General features: G+C 41.7%; 6 protein-coding genes. All 6 read right to left on the bottom strand.

The features are described from left to right. Positions 1–3: 3 nt before the first annotated feature. Entirely contained in the window at positions 4–6795 is a 6792-nt protein-coding gene (locus tag JCM10596_RS12860; RefSeq protein ID WP_267879702.1) for a non-ribosomal peptide synthetase, read from the bottom strand. Then, positions 6723–12476, bottom strand: a complete 5754-nt coding sequence (locus JCM10596_RS12855) for a non-ribosomal peptide synthetase (RefSeq protein ID WP_025027481.1) — start codon at positions 12474–12476, stop codon at positions 6723–6725. Before JCM10596_RS12855 ends, JCM10596_RS12860 begins: the two co-directional genes overlap by 73 nt. A 133-nt stretch (positions 12477–12609) precedes the next feature. Continuing rightward, positions 12610–14154, bottom strand: coding sequence for a condensation domain-containing protein (locus JCM10596_RS12850; protein ID WP_025027480.1), 1545 nt, complete (start codon positions 14152–14154; stop codon positions 12610–12612). Next, entirely contained in the window at positions 14127–17273 is a 3147-nt protein-coding gene (locus JCM10596_RS12845) for an amino acid adenylation domain-containing protein (RefSeq protein WP_148302593.1), read from the bottom strand. Before JCM10596_RS12845 ends, JCM10596_RS12850 begins: the two co-directional genes overlap by 28 nt. Next, positions 17192–19228 (bottom strand): condensation domain-containing protein, encoded by a 2037-nt coding sequence (locus JCM10596_RS27905; protein WP_051541300.1) that lies wholly within the window; start codon positions 19226–19228, stop codon positions 17192–17194. Before JCM10596_RS27905 ends, JCM10596_RS12845 begins: the two co-directional genes overlap by 82 nt. Next, positions 19168–21759, bottom strand: a complete 2592-nt coding sequence (locus JCM10596_RS27900) for a non-ribosomal peptide synthetase (RefSeq protein WP_051541299.1) — start codon at positions 21757–21759, stop codon at positions 19168–19170. The genes JCM10596_RS27905 and JCM10596_RS27900 overlap by 61 nt, the downstream gene beginning before the upstream one ends. Positions 21760–21762: the final 3 nt, after the last annotated feature.

Raw genomic sequence — 21762 nt, 5'->3', positions numbered from 1 at the left:
TCCTCATCTTTTATTTTTAAAAGAAAGAGTTAGTTTTTGTTTTAGCTTCTGCTGAATTTTATCTAGATCCTTAATAGAAAGCTGATGATTACCTACATCGGCTGGCGTCAGCTCTGTTTGATCTTTTTCTAAACAGTGAGTCATTAGCTGCGTCATATGTGAGCTAAATAGATCAATAAAGCTTTGGATCGTTTCTTCAAGGAATTCATGTTGATCATAATCGACCATAACCGTTAACTGCTTCTCTGTAATCATGGCATTGATTTCTAGAGCATAGGGTTGTTCATTTTTAGCACTAATCATTTCTCCAGCAGGCATGTCAGAGATTTGAAATAGATCATACTCCGATTCACGATCAAATTGTCCGAAATAATTAAAGCTTATAGAAGGCTTGCTACTTAACTCTCGTTTTGAAGTATCTTCCATCGCCAGATACTTCAATACTCCATAGCCAACCCCTTTATTTGGAACTCGGCGCAATTGTTCTTTAATAGTTTTAATCTGATAACCCAGATCGATTTTATGGCTCATGTCCAATACGACAGGATATTCTGAAGTGAACCAGCCTATCGTGCGACTAATATCCAGCTGCTTAGATATCTTTTCCCTTCCATGTCCTTCGAGTTGAATAACAACCTGAGAATCAGAGGACCACTCACTTACCGCCAATCCAAGGGTCGTTAACAGAATATCATTAATCTCTGTCTGATACGCCTTGTTCACTTGTTTTAACAATTGTTCTGTTTCTTCTACCGTAAATTGATAGGATAGACTGGCTTTATTACCAACCAAACGGTGTGTCACACTAAAGTCCTTCGGTAGCGGAGCAATAGGCGTCTGATCTACCTTTTGCCAATATTCCCATTCTCTTTGCACCGCTCTGCTAGCTGAATAGACACGTAATTGCTCTGCCCAATACTGATAGGAATGAGTCTTAGGAGGAAGCTGTACGTCTAAGCCTTGCAATTCTTGTTGATACGCGCTTGAAAAATCCTCTAGTAGAATCCTCCAAGAGATGCCGTCCATGACTAAATGATGAACGGTCATCAGCAAATGATCGCCCGCAGGAGTTCGGAATAAGCCTACCTTGAGTAATGGTCCTTGATCCAGTACCATTGAGCTTTGGATACGTGTCGCTTCCTCTTCTATTTTTGACTGGAGATCATGTTGATTCATCTCAAGGGTATCAGAATCTAATCTGTTGACCGTAATTTGGAGGTTTGTTTCCTCTATCCCCCTTACGACTTGATGCCATTGTCCGTTTTCTTTTCTAAAGACTGCTCTCAGCGCATCATGATGCGCTAGCAGTTTGTCAAAAACCTTCTGAAGCAGTCTTTCATCAAAGCCCTCTGCACGATAAAGCATAATAGATTGATTCCAATGATGAGCTTCATAGAATTCCTCTTCAAAAAACCAGTGCTGAATAGGAGTAAGTGCCGTTTCTCCCGTCACGGCTCCTTGATCCACTTCCAGATCATTTTTCGTGACATAGGATGCCACTTCTTCTAAGATCGGATGCTGAAAGAGATCCACTACCTCTAACTTCAGCTTGTGAGTATTCAGCCTCGCAACAATCTCAATCGCTTTGATCGAATCTCCTCCTAAATCAAAGAAGTGATCCGTAAGGCCAATTTCATGGTCGATCAATAGGACTGCTTGCCAGACCTGCGCCAATATCTTCTCCATTTCCGTTCTTGGTTGTTTAAAGTCTTCTTGACGCTTTCTGCTTTCTGCCGGCTCTGGAAGACGAGAACGATCTACTTTTCCATTGACTGTTAACGGTATTTGCTCCAAATGGATATAGTGGTTTGGAATCATGTACTCTGGCAGAGATTTGCTTAAAAAGCCTCTGACCTTTGACCCTTCTATTTCATAGTTTGCCGTGTAATAGGTACATAGACTCATGGATTTATGTTTGTTTTCCTTTAATAGGACGACTACTTCTTCAATCCCTATATATTGCGCTAAGTGGTATTCAATTTCGGCTAACTCCACTCGATATCCTCGAATGTTCACCTGAGCATCTTCTCGCCCTATAAATTCTAAGTTACCATCTGCTAGCCAACGCACCATATCCCCTGTTTTATATAAACGTTCTCCTTGAACAAAAGGACTAGAAACAAACCTCTCCTCAGTAAGCTCCTGACGTTGAAAGTACCCTCGCGCTACACCAGCTCCACCGATATATAACTCTCCCGGTACGCCAACCGGTTGAAGCTTCTGAGCAGAATTGAGGACATAAAAAGCAACATTTTGCAACGGCTTCCCGATGGGGACTGTTCGCAATCTTCTAAGTTCTTCATAGCTAGCTTCATAATAGCTAGAATCGATACAAGCCTCGGTGACCCCATAGCTGTTCAGAATTCTCATTTGTTTACCAAAACGGTGGACCAGCTCCCGATAATCACTTAAGGAACATTGATCGGAGCCAAGGATCACTATTTTTAGCTCAGTCGGCAACTGATTCTGATACACGTATTTCATTAATGGAATAATTAACGCAGGTGTCGATTCAAATATCGTAACCTGATCATCCTTCAGAATTTGATAAAGTTTACTAGGCTCCATCCGATTTTGCTCTGGACAGATAACCAGTTCTCCACCATTGAAAAGTGTTCTAGCTAGGTCCCCTGTAAATACATCAAAAGAAAAGCTTGCCACTTGCAATAGTTTGACCTTCATTGTGCCTAAGTTGTATTCTGTTCTCCAAGCCAACGCAATATTGACAAGATTTCGATGCTCAATCATCACCCCTTTTGGCTTTCCAGTGGTCCCAGAGGTGTAGATGACATAGGCTAGATCATCCAGCGAGTTTACACTTGTCAGATTGTGAGTAGCTTCCTGATCCACAGTAGGGTGAACCATTTGTAGAATTGTTCCTTTAAATACGATTCTTTTCTCTAGCTGGCGGTGTGTTAACAAAATCGAAACCTGACTATCATCTATCATGTGCTGAATACGTTGCTCTGGATAACTAGGATCAATAGGTAAATAGGCTCCGCCTGCTTTAAGTACGGCAAGTACTCCGATCACCATCTCGATAGAACGCTCAGCTAATACAGCTACAATATGATTTGGTCGAACATCATGCTGACGTAGGATACGCGCTAATTGATTCGCTCTTTTATTCAGCGCACTATACGTTATCCATTCCTGTTCAACACGCACAGCCACTCCGTCTGGATTTCGTTCAGCTTGCTCTTCAATCCAGAGATGAAATGCTTTTGAAGATGTTTCGTGTAGTGGCAGACGAGCTGAATTATACTCTACTACCATTTGCCTTTTTTCAGCTTCTGTTACTATCTCTATCTCACCTATTAGTTGAGTAGGATTCTCTACCATTTCCTCTACTATTCGAACATAGTGCTGAGCCATTCTTTCGATCGTCTCATGACGGAAGAGCTGAGTAGCATATTCAAATTCGCATTGAATGGTCTGATCTGATTCGTATAAATCAAGACTGAGATCAAACTTTGCCACCTTTGTTTTATACTCATAAGGTCGAATATCTAGTCCAGACAAACGAAGGGTTGTACCATCTGCATATTGATAATCAAACATCGTATCAATAAGCGGATGTCTGCTAATATAACGGCTGATTTTTAATTTTTCGATTAAGCGCTCGAAAGGATACTCTTGATGCTCATGTGATTGTAGCGTGTTCTCCGTTACCTCTTGCAGGAAATCGATAATACTCAGTGTTTTTTTCGGCTGGTTACGCAAGGCTAAGGTATTAATAAAAACACCGATAAGCGATTGTACATCCGCTTCTCTTCTTCCGGAAATCGGAGATCCTATAATCAAATCTTCTTGGTTGGTGTATCTCGATAGCAGGATATTGTATGCTGCTAAACAGATCATATACATGGTCATGTTTTGTGCTCGTGCAAAGCTTTTGAGCTTCTCTGTTAACGCAGCAGGCAAAGAAAGTCGAACATTATCACCTTCCATTGTCTGATAGGCTGGACGAGAATAATCAAATGGCAGGTCGAGAATGGGAAGCTCACCTGATAATGATTGCAGCCAATAGCTTTCTTGATGCTGACATTCCTCTTTCTCTAAGAAAGCTTGTTGCCAGACAGCATAATCTCGATACTGAATGGGTAATGGCTCCAATGCCCTTCCCTGATAAAGCTCCATAAATTCCTTCACCAGCAAATCCATAGAAACTCCATCTGAAATGGTATGGTGCATATCAAATAAGAGATAATGAAGCTCTTCTTCCTCCTTAGCCACAGCTACGCGAAACAGGGGTGCGGCATGCAAGTCAAAAGGCTGAACGAAGGAGTGAAGGCATGAGTCAATGGTTTCTTTATTATGTTGAAGATCAATCACCTGAAAAGGAATGTTTACTTCCTTGTGAATCATCTGAACAATCTTTCCATCTACTGTGTCAAACGAGGTTCGCAAGGATTCATGGCGCTGAAGTAATTGCAGAAAAGCATCCTTCACTTTTTCTACTTCAATCTTTCCTTCTAAGACCATGACACCAGGCATATTGTACTGGATACTAGCATCCTCAAATTTAGACAACACATACAATCTTTTCTGCGCAGATGATACAGGGTAATAGCTTCTCTCTTCCACTTTAAGAATACGAGTAAGTTCTATTTCCTTCGCTTGTGCAACCCTTGCTGCCATCTGCTCAATTGTCGGATAAGTAAAGACATCCTTGACCGTAAATTCTACTTTAAACTCCTTCTTCAATTGAGATACTAGTGATGTGGCTTTAAGTGAATGACCCCCGAGTAAAAAGAAGTCATCATGTATTCCGATCTGCTCCGTATTCACTATTTTTTTCCACATCTCAAGAATCTTTTGCTCTATTTTATTTCTCGGTGCTGCATAATCAGCACTGTTTAGTGTCTGAACGATCGGACTCGGCAATCTTCGGCGATCTATTTTCCCATTTGGTGATAGAGGCATTTTTTCTAGTAGAACAAAGAAGGAAGGAATCATATATTCAGGTAAAACGGTGGTTAACCAGCTTCTGATTTCTGGAATAAGCTCCTCTTCTTCCTGTTCCACTACGATATATGCCACTAAAACCCTCGTTCCACTGCCCTCTTCATAGTCTGTAACCAGACATTCGTTGACAGAAGCATGTTCTAGAATTCGGTTCTCTACTTCTGCCGCTTCGATTCTATATCCTCTTATTTTCATTTGGTGATCCAAGCGACCTAAATATTCTATTTGACCATCTGCTAACCATCTAGCTAAATCACCTGTCTTGTACATCTTTTTGCCTTCTATAAAAGGATGGTCCACAAAGGAATGATTAGTCAGTTCAGGCTGATTAACATACCCTCTTGCTAAGCCATCACCTGCGATACATAGCTCTCCAGCTACCCCGATAGGCTGTAATTGACGGTGCTTATCTAGAATTAAAATCTGTGTATTGTCAATAGGTTTACCAATTGGAATAAGTCGATGCTCTTCCTGCTTATCAATGGCATAATAGGTCACATCAATGGTCGCTTCCGTTGGCCCGTATAAGTTCACCAACTCTACTTGATGCTCGTTGAATAATTCTTTAAATTTTTGCACTTGATGTACATTTAAGGCTTCTCCACTAGTAAAAATAGTGCGTAAACTACGACAACTTAAAGTCGAACCATTCATGTCAAACTCAGATAAAAACAACGTAAACATAGAAGGTACAAAATGAATCGTTGTTACCTGATAATCATCAATTGCCTTAATGATTTCAGCCGGATCTTTTTCCGCATTAGGTGGAAGAATACACATTTTTGCTCCATACATCGCCCACCACAGCAACTCCCATACAGACACGTCAAAACTAAAAGGTGTCTTTTGAAGGATCACATCATCCTTGGTCAAAGAATACTCTTTTTGCATCCAATGCAGTCGATTGATAACCGAACGATGTTCAATCATGACTCCCTTAGGATTTCCCGTCGTTCCTGAGGTATAGATGATATAGGCTAGATCATTTGGTTCGTTAACAGGATCTGGATTGGTTCTTTTTGTCTCAAATTTTTGATCAACGGTCATTAATTCTGTTTCTAGTTCGAATTTTCTTTCTAGTGAATAAGTTGTGAGTATTAGCTTAGCTTCACTATTTTCGACCATATAACGCAGACGATCGATTGGATAGGATGGTTGAAGTGGCAAATAAGCACCACCTGCTTTAAGGATCGCTAGAATTCCTATCATCATATCTATGGAGCGTTCCAGCATAAGACCCACAATAGAATTTCTTGTTACCCCTTTTTCTCTTAATTTGTGTGCCAATTGATTGGCTCTTTCATTCAGCTCACGATAGGTTAGTTGATTTTGCCCCTCTACCACAGCAACCTGCTCCGGCGCTCGCTCCGCTACTTCTTCAAAAAAGGAGTGAATGGTTCGACTTGATGGATAGAAAGCATCCGTTGCGTTAAACTGGTTCAACAGTTTATCTTGTGAAAGAGGACTAAGCAGATTAACCTGGTCTACTTTAATGTTAGTATTCTTAGAAACCTCGAGAATCACTTGTTTCATATTTTGCTCTAATTCTAACATCATACTCTTGTCATAAACCTGAGCATTATATCTAAAATTAATCGTCAGCTCTTTATTCGGGACGACGACCATTTCAAAATCATAGTTGGTTTGTTCAATGGCATGTTGTAATGCTAGAGTAAATCCTACTTCTTCTCCGCACAGTTTCTCTAGTTGTTCATTATTCACTGGGTAATTTTCAAATACCAGAATATGATCTATTAGATTTTGTCGCTGTTCTTTTTGTGCCTGAATTTCGTATAAAGGATAATAATGAAACGGCTTTGATTCAATTGCCTGCTCTTGGACTTGCTGAAGCAGGTCTTCAAAAGATTGATTAAGCTGCTACGCACTCGTACAGGAATGGTATTAATGAATAATCCTACCATTTTTTCAACGCCTGCCAGTTCATGAGGTCTGCCTGATACGACAGCGCCAAACACAACATCATTCGATAGATTATATCGTTGTAAGACGATCCCCCAAATGGTTTGAATGACCGTATTAAGCGTTACATGTTTGCTTCGAGCTAATCTTGCCAATTGGCTAGTTAGCTCTGAATCTATTGTGAAAATCAGCTCTTCTTGGCTACTCGTTTCAGCGCTCTTGGTCACTAGGTTTTTAGGTAATGTGGCAAGTTCAGTATAATCTTCTAAGAACTCCTGCCAATAATGAGCCGCCTCTTCAGCGTTATAGTGCTGAAGAAAATCGATATAGTTATGGTAAGGAGTGACAGGCTCTAACTGGGCAATCGTCTTATTCATGAGTGCTTGGTAGCTTTCAATTAGCTCTTGCAAAATAATACCCATACACCAGCCATCCATAAGAATATGATGGAAGGTCCAAAGCACATGATAGCGCTCTGTGCTCTCGGCTAAAACAGTCACCCGAATCAGCGGGTCATGAAGCAGATCAAAGCCTCTGACTTGCTCCTGCTGACGATAGGCTTCCACGTATTCTGTCACTTTCTGCTGGGAGAGCTCCTTCATTTCTTCATAATGAAAAGCTATCTCCCGATCGGCAAGAACCGCCTGCATCGGCTTGGTTAGTCCTTCATAAAGAAACGCGGTGCGACAAACATCATGACGTTGACTCAAGTGTTGCAGGCTCTGTCTAAAATACTCAAGGTTCAGCTCTCCCTCAAGAGTAAGAACCGTTTGTTCTATATACATCGTGGTTTGGCGGTCATACAGGTAATGAAAGAACATCCCCTCCTGCATAGGTGAGAGAGCATACAGCTTCTCGATCTTGGAGTCAGGAAGCTGTTGTTGGATTTCCTTCCATTCACTTAGTGACACCTCCGTACACCCTACATCAGAAGGAGTCCGTTCTGTTTCTTGCTTGGACAAGCAATGACTCATCAGCAGTTGCAGATTGGTTCGATAGGTCTGGAGTAACCAGTCCATTGTCTGACGATCGATTTCCTGTGGGTGAACATTCCACATCATGTGCAGCTTACCGTGCATCACTAGGGCATTGATATCAAGAACATGAGTCCGTTCAGCTCTAGGGCTGACTTGGGCTCCCGTTGGGAGGCTGGACATCTCTAAGATAGCCCCTGCATCTGCTTGTTCACCTGTCTGTGACGTTGCTGATTCACTGAATTCTCCCAGATAATTAAAGTTGATTTCTGGTTCTAACTCGAAGGATACACCTGCCTTATGCTTCTCTTCCGTCAGATAACGTAAAAGGCCATAGTGAATTCCTTTCTCAGGAATCTGTCTTAACCGTTCCTTGACCGATTTTAGTAGCTCTCCAAGATGAACCTCTAGATTAACCTCTCTTGGGGTTGTTGCTTCTTGAGCTTTTTCTTCAGCCTGATCCGTGATTGGCAGATTGAAGACGACAGGGTATTGCGTCGTAAACCAGCCTACGGTACGGTATAAGTCTACATCTTCAAACAGGGCTTCTCGTCCATGTCCCTCAAGCTGTACTGCCACATGAGGCTGTTTCGTCCACTCATATAGGGTTAGGACCAATGCACTCAGAAGGACATCCTGTGTCTGGGTGCGGTAGGCTTGGTGAACCGCACGAAGCAGCTGCTCGGTTTCTTCTTGGCTCCATTCCAGCTCGTATCGTTCGCTGTCCTGCATTTGTAGGTTCTCCACCGTTGACGCTTTAGGTAAAGAAACGACGCTACTGCTTTCGACCTGCTTCCAGTAGGGCAGATACCTTAGCGTGGCTGGGCTGTTGGCATAGTGGACCAGCTTTTCTGCCCATTCTTTGTAGGAAGTGGTTTTATCCTGAAAGAGAATCTCCTCTCCCTGCTTGGCTTGCAGATAGGCTTGATTCAAGTCCTCCAGTAGAATTCGCCACGATACCGCATCTACGACGAGATGATGAACAGCCACCAGCAGATAATCCGCTTCTAGAGTACGGAACAGTCCCACACGCACTAAGGGTCCCTTCTGTAGGTTGATACTCTCTTGCAGACGAGTCGCTTCTTGTTCAAGATACATTCTCTCTTGTTCCTCAGACTCTTCCTGTGAAGGAAACTCTTGACGACAATCCACAACTTCCAAGGTGTAGCCTATATGGTTCAAGCCTTGATTAAACTGGTGGATCTCCCCTTCTTCTGAATAGGTCATCCGCAGGGCATCATGATGGGCAAGGAGCTTGGTAAAGACCTTATGCAGATGGGCTTCATGCAAGACTTCTCGGCTCTGGAGCATCACTCCTTGATTCCAATGATGGGCATCGGTGAATTCCTGTTCAAAAAACCAATGCTGGATAGGCGTGAGTTGAACCCGTCCAGTGATCCATTCTTGCTGACGCTTCGCTCCACTAGGTTCCTTTTTCTTTCTGACAAAAGGACTGAGCTGACGAATAGTTGAATGAGTAAATAAATCCTTTAAGTCAAGCTTCAAATCATATTTTTGCAAACGAGACAGGATTTGCAGAGCTTTGATTGAATCACCGCCCAGCTCAAAAAAGTGATCCTCTACACTTAATTGTTCGACACCCAGCACTTCTTTCCAAATATTTGCTAGGATGACTTCTATTTCAGATTGAGGGGCAATATATGCTTTTCCTGTACTTATACTTTCTTTTGGATGAGGAAGCTGTTTCCGCTCCACCTTCCCGTTCGCATTTAACGGCAACTTTTCCATAGCTACAAAATAGGATGGAATCATATAATCAGGCAACGCTTGGGCTAAAAACTCACGTAGAGCAGAAACCCTAAGCGAGCTGTGAGATTCAGGCTGATCTGTTTCAGCGCTCTGTTGAAGCTCTTCTTCTTTTGGCACAAAATATGCTACTAAAGCCGGAGCTGAACCGAGTTCATGGTGCGTTAATACAATAGCATCTTCAATAAGAGGATGCTGAATGAGCTGATATGTGATCTCTCCTAATTCGATACGGTAACCCCGGATTTTTACTTGATGATCAAGACGCCCTAGATACTCTATATTCCCATCTGGCAGAATACGCGCTAAATCTCCCGTTCGATACATCTTCCCTTTACCTGCCAGCTCAAGGTTAATAAAGCTTTCGGCTGTTTTCTCTGCTTGGTTTAAGTACCCTCGTGCTACTCCATCACCTGCAATACAAATCTCTCCTGCTATCCCTTGGGGCACGAGATGCAAATGCTGATCTAAAAGATAGATTTGCACGTTGTCTGCTGGCATACCGATAGGAACCTCGAAGCGTTGGTCTTTTAGCGGATCGTAACGGTAAATCATACACCCAACCACCGTTTCAGTCGGTCCATATTCGTTATAGATTTCTAGATTTCCATTAAAATGCTGGACAATCTCTCTAGCAAGCTCTGTTTCTAACGCTTCTCCACCAACGATCATGCGTTTCAGCCTTGAACCTTGGACATCCATGCTTTTGATTAATTTTAAATGAGAAGGAGTTAGCTTTATAATGCCAACCTCATTTTCCTCCAGAACCTGTTGAATCAACAGTTCTTTATTCCCCCCTGAATAAATCCGAATTTTATTTCCTGCTAGCAAAGGAGTAAAGATAGAGGTAACTGTTAAATCAAACGATATAGAAGAGTATAGAGCGAAATCTACATTCTCCCCTTTTACATAGGATTTGTTCGCCCACCAGATGTAATTGACAACTCCCTGATGGTTGATCATGGCACCTTTTGGTTTTCCAGTTGAACCTGATGTATACAGGAGATAAATCAAATCATGTGGTGCGTTGACATTGTTAATCACCGGCTGATGGATTTCTTGTGCCAATATCTCTTCTATGAACAGAAGTTCAGGGATTGTTTTCTGTTCATTAGCGCAGAGGTAAGCATGTCGTTCAACCCCTTTTTGATGAGTAAGAAGAACGCGTGCTTGACTATCAGCAAGCATATAATCGATTCGTTCTCTGGGATACTCTGGATCAATAGGTAAATAAGCGGCACCTGATTTAAGGATGCCTAGTATACCAATGATCGTTTCGAGAGAGTGCTCCATGAGTAAGCCAACGATCTCGTTAGAGCGTACTCCTTTCTCTCTAAGAATGAACGCTACCTGATTGGCTTTTGTTATTAATTCTTGATAAGTAAGCTCTTGATTTCCACTCACTACCGCCACTCGCTCTGGTGTTCGTTGCGCCTGTTCCTCAATCAGTTCATGAATGGTTTTGTTCTTTGGATAGGGTACAGATGTTGAACCAAATCGAGTAATCATTTCCTGTTTCTCTTGCTCCGTAATAATCTCTATTTCACTTACCTTTATTTCGGGATGCTGGATCACTGTTTCTATCGTATGTAAGAAATGCTCCCCTACTCTTCGCATAAAATTGGCATCATACACATGGGCATTATAATCAAATGTAATCGTCATTTCTTCGCCTGGTAGGACAACAATGGTCAGATCATAATTGGTTTGTTCAAAAATATCGATGTCTGAAATAGTTAAACCTGATAAAGTTTTTTCCGACGCTTCAAAGGGAAAGTTTTCAAACACCATAATATGTTGAATAACATCTACTTTTTGTCCCTGTTGTTTTTGAAGCTTTGCTAGACTGCTATAGTGATATTTTTCAGATTGGAGTGCCCCTTGCTGAGTCTTCTTCACCAGATCTAAAAAGGTTTCTTCCCCCGCTGATTGAATACGAACAGGAATCGTATTGATAAACAACCCTACCATTTTTTCAATCCCCTCAATCTCAGCAGGTCTGCCTGAAACAACTGAACCAAAAACCACGTCATCAGTTCGATTATATCTTTGTAATAAAAGTGCCCAGATAGTCTGAAGACATACATTCAGTGTTACTTGCGATTTGTGCGCTAGCTCTGTTAATCTTTCTGTTATCTGCTTCGATAAAGGTAAGCACAGCTCGGCGGGTTTAAACAATGCAGTCATCGTGCTTTTATCAGATGTGGTTGGTAAACCAGTCATATTTTCGTATCCATCTAAATAGCTTCTCCAGTAATCCAAGGCTTCCTCTTCTGCTTGTTCTTCTACCCATTGAATATAGCGCTGATATGGTTGGACAGGGCTTAGCATAAGTGGCTGTTTCGTTCTATACTGTTCATACATTTGGAAAAACTCATCCAGAACTACGCCCATGCACCAGCCATCCATTAAGATATGATGGAAGCTCCAGATCACGCGATAAACCTCTTCACGGCAATGAATCACCGTCATGCGAATCAAAGGATCGCGAAACAAATGAAATCCAAGAGATTTATCTTGCTCTTGCAAATGAAGAAGAGTTTCTCTCCGTTCAGCATCACTTTGCTGACGTATATCAATATAGGTGAATTTAGCTTCCCTTTGCTTTAAAACCACCTGCTTAGGGCGTTGTACTTTTTCATAAATAAAGACTGTACGAAAAATTTCGTATCGATCAATTAAGGCTTGGAAGCTTTTTTCAAAAGCTTCCAAGTCGAGAGCACCTGATAATGTAAAGTTCATTTGTTGAACATAAGCAGATGAGGCAGGCTGTAATAAGGTTTCGAACAACATTCCTTCCTGCATAGGCGATAAAGAATATACTTTTTCTATTAGATCTTTTTTCATAATTAAAACACCCTCTTTAGTGGTAAATAATCCTATTCATTACAATTCCATTAACATTTCTGAGATGTCATCTAATTCTTCTAGACTCAACTCTTTATCTCCTAAGTCACTTGGAGTGATCTCTGTTTCTGTTTTACTGCAACAATGTTCGATCATGTTGATCTAGATTTTCTTTAAAGCTGTGTGCCAAGGTTTGAATCGTTTGAATGTTAAATTCTTTATGATGAAAAGTAAAAGTAAACTCTAATCTACCATTTACGATCATTCCACTAACATCAAGGGGATACGTTTTTTCTGAATTTGCGCCAACTGGAATCCCACTGCTCAAAGATGAAAACGTAATGCCTGTTTCCTTATTTCCCTCATCAAACTGACCTAAATAATTAAAGTTAACCTCAGGCTGCAAATGAAATGACAATTGTTTTTCCTCAATGATTTGTTTTGGAGTCAAATATTTTACAATACCATATCCTGCTCCTTTATTAGGAATACGTCTTAGCATCTCCTTTGTTGATTTGATCACGTAGGAAAGGTCTTGAGTCGTATCTATGTTTAGTAGAACTGGATAGAACGAGGTAAACCATCCCATGGTCCTTGATATATTCGTATCAGGTATCAGGTCTTCTCTTCCATGTCCTTCAAGCTGAACAGCGAGTTGCTCTTGACCCGTCCATGCCTTAAAAGCCAGCCCTAATGCTACTAACAATAGATCGTTCATATTGGTTTGATAGGTCTTATGCGCGGAATGAACGAAATGATGGGTCAGTTCCTTCGTCCATTCAATCTGAATCGTGTTGCATTCTACCCACTTTCTGCTCTCTATTTGCTGCTCTTTGGGCAAGGGTTGTACAACAGTAGTCTCTATACCTTTCCAATAGGAAATCTCTTTTTCTAAGAATCTTGCGTCTTGCGCTAGGTGGCTTAATCTCTTAGCCCATTCTTGATAGGAATGGGTCTTTTCTGGCAAGGTGATTTCCTCTTTTTTAAGAAGCTGTTCATATCCCATCTGGAAGTCTTCAAGGAGGATTCTCCATGATATCCCGTCTATAATTAGATGATGGACAATAATGAGCAGATGATCTCCTTCTCTAGTTCTAAACAAGCCCAGTTGCACAAGCGGACCTCGTTCTAAATCAAAGCGACGATGAAGCTGATTAACCTCATTCTCTATTTTTCTTAATAGTTCTTCATTTTCGTCAATGAGATCATAGGATTCTAATGAAAAATAGGTTCCCTCTAGACCGTTATTGATCTGTTTAATCCCCTCATCTGTTTGAATATAGGACATGCGCAATGCATCATGCTGTTCTGTTATTTTTTCAAATGCCTTATGAACGAATTCCGGTTTAAAGCCTTTTGGACTGTATAACATCATCGCTTGATTCCAATGATGTTGCTCTGAAAATGTTTGTTCAAAAAACCATTGCTGGATGGGGGTTAAAAGAACCTCTCCTGTTACACTCTCTTGTGAAATCGAAGCGGTAATTCTTTTAAGCATGGTACTTGCCTCTTCGAGTGTTGGCTGCTCAAATAAATCCTTTACTTCGAGCTTCCATTTATATTTACTTAAGCGAGCTACAATTTGTACAGCTTTTATTGAATCTCCACCCAGCTCGAAATAGTTTTGCTCCACGCTGATTTTTTCGATTCCTAAAACCTCTTTCCATACGGCAGCCATGATTTCCTCTTGCTCAGTACGAGGATCAATATAAGTGGTAGCTCCTGCTGCTGTTCCATAGCCCATTGAGCTAATAGAGCACGATCCACTTTGCCTGTAGGCGTTAACGGCAGCTGCTCAATTTCAAGATAACGAGTAGGAATCATATAGTAAGGGAGCTGTTTTTTCAAATAAGCTTGTAGCTCCCTAGTATCACATGGCTCCTTCATCATGATAAAAGCTGATAATCTCTTTACAGAAAGAATGGGATCCTCATGAGCGATAACAACAGAGTCTTGAATAGCCTCATAACGATTGATGTGATTTTCAATTTCACCCAATTCGATGCGATGTCCATTGATTTTGAGCTGTTGATCTACTCTTCCCAGATACTTTAAGCTTCCATCATCTAGCCAGGTAACTAGATCACCTGTTTTATATAAGCGTTCATTTGGCTTAAAGGGGTGTGAGATAAACGCCTCACTTGTTTGCTCTGGGCGGTGTAAATATCCTCTTGCTAACCCTGCTCCACCAACGTACAATTCTCCTGGTACCCCTGATGGGACAAAACTCAATTGTGGATCAAGTACATAGAGTTCATGATGATAGACAGGCTTACCAATAATCGCATGCTCATCTGCACTCATTCCTAAATGAGCACTTGTAGCTATGCAGTTCTCTGTGGGACCATACTCGTTAATGAGTAAGATATGAGGAGCTTTTTCTCTACTCTGCTCAATTAAGGCAGCCTCACTTGATTCACCAGCTAAAACGACAAAACGTAAAGTTCTTAGGTCCTCCATGCTTCCTATAGCTAGAATCTCTTTATACATTGCTGGAACAAGACTCATATGTGTTACTTTCTCTTGACGAATGGTATCGACAATGGATCTAAAGTTCACATGTTCTTCCTCTGTCACTAGTACTAGCTTGCCGCCAGTTAGAAGGGCTGAATAATAATTGGAACCATACCCATCAAAGGCATAGGATATAAGCTGTAAAGCAACATCATCTGGCTGTATACCATACTGTTCTCTTCGCCATTGCACATAATTGACTACACTTTTATGCTCAATCATGACTCCTTTTGGTTCACCCGTTGATCCTGAGGTATAAATAACGTAAGCTAAATCATTTGCCTGATTGATCACTTCCACATTTTCTGTGGAATAACTCTCGATCCTCTCCGCAGAAACATCAATCCATGTCCCTGTAAATTTAAGATCCTCCATTAAATAAGGCAAGGTTAATAATAGATCGACTCCGCTATCTTTGAGATAGTACTCTATTCGTTCCTTAGGGTAGCTCGGATCAATCGGCAGATAAGCGCCCCCTGCTTTGAGAATAGCAAGCAGTCCAATTCCCATCTCCAACGATCGCGGCAGCATAATCCCAATAATATGGTCCGTGCCTACTCCTTTATCCCGCAACACTCTCGCCCATTGATTCGCTTTAGCATTTACTTCAGCATAGCTAAGCTGAACTTGATTACAGCTCAGAGCGATTTTATTCGGGGTTGTTTGAGCCTGTTTTTCAAACATTTCATGAATGGTGTTTTCTCGTGAATAGCTCCCCACCTGCGTACTCCAGCGAAGAAGCTCTTTCTGTTCCTCAGGCGTTATCAATTCCAGCTCAGATACTTTCAGGTCCCGGGTCTCCGCACTATTTACTATTTGAAGAAGCAAATGCTGAAAATGCTGACTCACTTTTTCGATCCTCGCACGATCATAATCTGCCTGATTGTAATGAAAATGGATCGTGACGCTGTCTCCTGGAACAACAACAATATTTAAGCTGTAATTGGTCCTTTCATACGATTCACTCTGTGTAATTGCCAAATCGATTTCTGGGTCTACACTCATTTTTTTCATTTTTTCTACTAAAGGATAGTTTTCAAAGATCATAATATGATCAAATAAGTCCTGCTTTAAGAGAGTCTGACTTTGTATCTCGGCAAGGGATACATAGTCATGGGCTTGGTCCTCTAAAGCAGCTTGTTGTACTTGCTGTAAGAGTTCTTTAACAGAAATCGTTGACGAGCTTTGGATGCGGGTAGGGATCGTATTAATAAACAATCCAACCATTTCCTCGATTCCCTTGACTGTACTTGGTCTTCCCGACACAACGGAGCCAAAGACAACGTCCTCCACACGATTATATCTTTGCAGTAAGATTGCCCAGACGCTTTGAATAAACGTGTTCATTGTCACTTTATTCCTTTGACAATAACGGCGTATCTGATCAGTTATAGCAAAATCAATATTCAGCGATACCTCTTCCTGCTTAAACTCTGCATGACTCTCTACAGTACTCTGCTTCTTAGGAAGCACACTTATTTGTTCAAAAGAGGCTAATTTCTTTTCCCAATAAGATAATGCTCCTGATTTATCTTGCTGATGAAGCCAATCAATATAATCAGAGAAGGCAGGCGCTTGAACAACCGTTAAGGGGCGATTCATTTTTTGATCTTTGTAGAATTGGAAAAAATCATTCATAATGATGCCCATACACCAACCATCCATAAGAATATGATGGAAGGTCCAAAGCACATGATAGCGCTCCCTGCTCTCGGCTAAAACAGCCACCCGAATCAGCGGGTCATGCAATAGATCAAAGCCTCTGACTTGCTCCTGCTGACGATAGGCTTCCACGTATTCTGTCACTTTCTGCTGGGTGAGCTCCTTCATTTCTTCGTAATGAAAGGCAATCTCCCGATCGGCAAGAACCGCCTGCATCGGCTTGGTTAGTCCTTCATAAAGAAACGCCGTGCGACAAACATCATGACGTTGACTCAAGTGTTGCAGGCTCTGTCTAAAATACTCAAGGTTCAGCTCTCCCTCAAGAGTAAGAACCGTTTGTTCTATATACATCGTGGTTTGGCGGTCATACAGGTAATGAAAGAACATCCCCTCCTGCATCGGTGAGAGAGCATACAGCTTCTCGATCTTGGAGTCAGGAAGCTGTTGTTGGATTTCTTTCCACTCACTCAGTGACACGTCCGTACACCCTACATCCGAAGGAGTCCGTTCCGTTTCTTGCTTGGACAAGCAATGACTCATCAGCTGTTGTAGATTGGCTCGATAGGCTGGAGTAACCAGTCCATTGTCTGACGATCGATTTCCTGTGGGTGAACATTCCACATCATGTGCAGCTTACCCTGCATCACTAGGGCATTGATATCAAGAACATGAGTCCGTTCAACTCTAGGGCTGACTTGGGCTCCCGTTGGGAGGCTGGACATCTCTAAGATAGCCCCTGCATCTGCTTGTTCACCTGTCTGTGACGTTGCTGATTCACTGAATTCTCCCAGATAATTAAAGTTGATTTCTGGATCTAACTCGAAGGATACACCTGCCTTATGCTTCTCTTCCGTCAGATAACGTAAAAGGCCATAGTGAATTCCTTTCTCAGGAATCTGTCTTAACCGTTCCTTGACCGTCTTAAGCAGTTCCCCAAGATGAAGCTCTAGATTGACCTCTCGTTGGCTTGTTGCTTCTTGAGCTTTTTCTTCATCCTGATCCGTGATTGGCAGATGGAAGACGACAGGGTATTGCGTCGTAAACCAGCCTACGGTACGGTATAAGTCTACATCTTCAAACAGGGCTTCTCTTCCATGCCCCTCAAGCTGTACTGCCACATGAGGCTGTTTCGTCCACTCATATAGGGTTAGGACCAATGCACTCAGAAGGACATCCTGTGTCTGGGTGCGGTAGGCTTGGTGAACCGCCCGTAGCAGCTGCTCGGTTTCCTCTTGGCTCCATTCCAGCTCGTATCGTTCGCTGTCCAGCATCTGTAGGTTCTCCACCGTTGACGCTTTAGGTAAAGGAATGACGGTACTGCTTTCAACCTGCTTCCAGTAGGGCAGATACCTGAGCGTGGCTGGGCTGTTGGCATAGTGGACCAGCTTTTCTGCCCATTCTTTGTAGGAAGTGGTTTTATCCTGAAAGAGAATCTCCTCTCCCTGCTTGGCTTGCAGATAGGCTTGATTCAAATCCTCCAGTAGAATTCGCCATGATACCGCATCTACGACGAGATGATGGACAGCCACCAGCAGATAATCCGCTTCTAGAGTACGGAACAGTCCCACACGCACTAAGGGTCCCTTCTGTAGGTTGATACTCTCTTGCAGGCGAGTCGCTTCATGTTCAAGATACATTCTCTCTTGTTCCTCAGACTGTCCTTGTGAAGAAGGCTCTTGTCGACAATCTACGACTTCCAAGGTGTAGCCTATATGGTTCAACCCTTGATTAAACTGTTGGATCTCCCCTTCTTCTGAATAGGTCATCCGCAGCGCATCATGATGGACAAGGAGCTTCGTAAAGACCTTATGTAGATAAGCTTCATGCAAGGCTTCTCGGCTCTTAAACATCACTCCTTGATTCCAATGATGGGCATCGGTAAATTGCTGTTCAAAAAACCAATGCTGGATTGGCGTGAGTGGAGCTTGACCACTGATCATTCCTTGCGTTTTCTGTAGAGCTCCCTCTTTTTCCACCCCTGCTTTTTCGATTTGAGCACTTAGTTCTCGAAGCACCGGATACTTAAATAAAGCCTTTAAATCAAGCTTTATATTTTTCTTATGTAATCGAGAAACGATCTGCAATGCTTTGATCGAATCACCACCAAGGTCAAAATAATGATCATCCATACTCACTTGGTCTACGCCCAGTACCTCTTGCCAAACCTGAGCAAGGGCTTCTTCCATTTCGCTTGCAGGTGCCACATAGCTTTTACCTGTATCCATCTTTCCAGATGGCGTTGGTAATTTAGCTAAATCAATTTTTCCATTATGGTTTAATGGGAGGCTCTCCATTTGAATGTAATAAGAAGGAACCATATAATCAGGCAATGTCATGGACAAGAATTCTCGTATATCAGTCAGATTTGCTTCCACATTTGCTGATTTCAAAACATAATAAGCCACTAAAAATTTGTTTAAACGATCATCCTGATAAATAGTCACAACGGCATCTTCTATAGAAGGATGCTCCTTTAATTGGGCAAGGATTTCGCCCAATTCAATCCGTTGACCCCTTATTTTGACCTGCTGATCGATTCGACCAAGGTATTCAATATTTCCGTCAGGTGGATGCAAGCAAGATCACCAGTACGATACATGTTCCCTTTTCCTAATGGGGCGGGAATAAAGCTTTCTGCTGTTCTCTCTTCATGGTTTACATACCCTCTTGAAACACCTGCACCAGAAATCCACAGTTCTCCTGGGACTCCAATTCCCACTTGTTTATGATGATGATCTAGTATGTAAGCCTGAACATTATAAATCGGTTTACCGATATAAACAGGTGTAGCAGACTCCTGATAAGGATAGGTTAAGACATCTACTGTTGTTTCAGTCGGGCCATAATGGTTGTACAAGGAATAACCCATTGCCGCAACTCTTTTGGCTGTATTAATATCTAAAGCTTCTCCTCCACAGATAACCACCTGCAAGCTGTCAATCTTCTCCGTTTTTAAGAGCAGGTTTTTCAATGTAGCAGGAACGAATTGAGCAATTTGGATTTCTTGTTCGCGTAAAAATGTACCGAAATCCTCTGAATTCCAGAGGACTTCCCTTGTCGGAATGATTACTTTCGCTCCATGCATCAGTGGAACCAATGTTTCCTCAACAGACACATCAAATGATAGGTTTGTCATTTGTAAGATGTTCTTATGACGGCTTAGATCATAGATGTCTGCAAACCAAGATGATAGATTCACGATATTGCGGTGCTCAACCATCACTCCCTTGGGCTGTCCTGTTGATCCTGAGGTATACATAATATAGGCTAGATCATGGCTGGAATTAACATTAGGGATTGATATCGCCTCCCCAGTGTAGAGAGAGGAATCCTGCAAATCGATCCACCTAATCTGCTGATCACATTCTTTGAAGGAAGAAAGCAAAGGCGTTTGGCTAAGAACAAATCTTGCCTTCGTATCTTCTAACATGAACCAAATTCGTTGCTCTGGCAGTCTAGGATCGAGAGGAACATAAGCTCCGCCTGCTTTTAGAATCCCTAGCATGCCGATCAGCATTTGAAAGGAAGGTTCAACCATAAGACCTATCGCCTCTTGAGGTCTTACTCCTTCCTTTCTTAATCGCCAAGCGACCTGATTTGATTTTTCATGTAGCTCCTGATAAGTCATGATGCTGCCATCAAAAAAAGCGGCTACTTCTGATGGTGCTTGTAGGGCTTGTTTTTCTACCCATTCATGGATTGTTGTGTTGGCTAACTCTGCTTTTTCTGTTCGATTCCACATCTCTAGCTTAGAGCATTCCTCTTGGGTAGCTAGCACTAATTCACCAATTTCTATCTCTGGTTGATCTAGTATTTGGTCTAGCAGGTTTCTCCATTGTTCACTCATACGGCTGACCCATTCTTCGTCATAAACGGCAGCATTATAGCTCCATTCAATCTTAAGCTCTTCACCGGGAAAAACGACAAAATTAAAATCATAATTGGTCTGTTCAAAGACCTCTACTTCCTTAAAGGTAAAGGTTTCCTCTTGTGCTTCAGCACTCTGTTGCCCTGAACCAATGGGGAAATTCTCAAAAACAATAATATGATCGAATAATTTTTGTTTTACAACTGATTGGTTTTGGATCTCAGTTAGAGAAAGATACTGATAAGGCTCTGATGAGAGAAAGCCGTTCTGAACCTCTCTCATCAACTCTGAAAAAATCATGTTTGCCTTACTTCGCACACGTACAGGAACCGTGTTGATAAACAAGCCGATCATACTTTCGATCCCCTCGATTTGAGAAGGCCTCCCTGATACAACAGAACCAAAAACAACATCCTCTTTTAAGTTATACTTTTGAAGCAATACGCCCCAGACACTCTGAATCAAGATATTGAGCGTAACTCCATACTTCTGTGCTATTCGTTGTAGCTCTTTTGTTTTCTCTGGAGAAAGCTCCATGAATCTATTTTTTTGGATATACTCCGTTTCAGTAGACGATGTTATTTTCTTGGGCAACGAGGCTTCTTCTGCATATCCTTTCAGGTACTCTTGCCAATAGGCTATCGCTGCTTCTTTTTTTTGTTTTTCGAGCCACTTTATATAGGTAACATAGGGATACTTCTCTTTTTCTTGAATCGCCAGACCGTCCTTCTTCGAACAGTTCTGCTTGTAAAATTGAAAGAAATCATCGATAAGAATCCCTATGCACCAGCCATCCATTAGAATATGGTGGAAGCTCCAAATCAGGAGAAAGGAATCCTTATTTTTTTGTATCACAGCTAGTCGAAATAACAAATCTCTCGTTAAATCAAAGCCTTGCTTCTTATCGTTTTCCTGATAGGATTTGATATATTCTTGCTGTTCCTCTGCACTCAAGTGAGAAATATCTTCGAAAAAGATATTGGTTTTTCTCTCTTTTAAGACGATTTGTAAGGGGCGTTCTACCTTTTGATAGATAAACAGAGTTCGTAATATACTATATTTTTGTATGAGTTGTTGAAAGCTTCTATTCAGTATTTCTTGGTTTAGGTTTGTGTCTATTCTTACAGATGCCTGTTGAAAGTAGACATGAGATTCTTGGTCTTTAATACTGTGAAATAAAATCCCTTCCTGCATAGGAGATAAATTGTATATATTTTCTACGTTTTTTCTATCAAACATGGC

The organism is Caldalkalibacillus mannanilyticus JCM 10596 (genome assembly GCF_000615945.1).
Taxonomy (GTDB): Bacteria; Bacillota; Bacilli; order Caldalkalibacillales; family JCM-10596; genus Bacillus_AT; species Bacillus_AT mannanilyticus.
The sequence above is the reverse complement of the archived record's forward strand: the minus strand, read 5'-3'. Positions and strand labels throughout refer to the sequence as shown.

Excerpts from the sequence above, each read along its gene's own strand:
- JCM10596_RS27900 (WP_051541299.1), bottom strand. The coding sequence starts at position 21,759 with ATGTTTGATAGAAAAAACGTAGAAAATATATACAATTTATCTCCTATG.
- JCM10596_RS12855 (WP_025027481.1), bottom strand. The coding sequence starts at position 12,476 with ATGAAAAAAGATCTAATAGAAAAAGTATATTCTTTATCGCCTATGCAG.
- JCM10596_RS12850 (WP_025027480.1), bottom strand. The coding sequence starts at position 14,154 with ATGGCTGCCGTATGGAAAGAGGTTTTAGGAATCGAAAAAATCAGCGTG.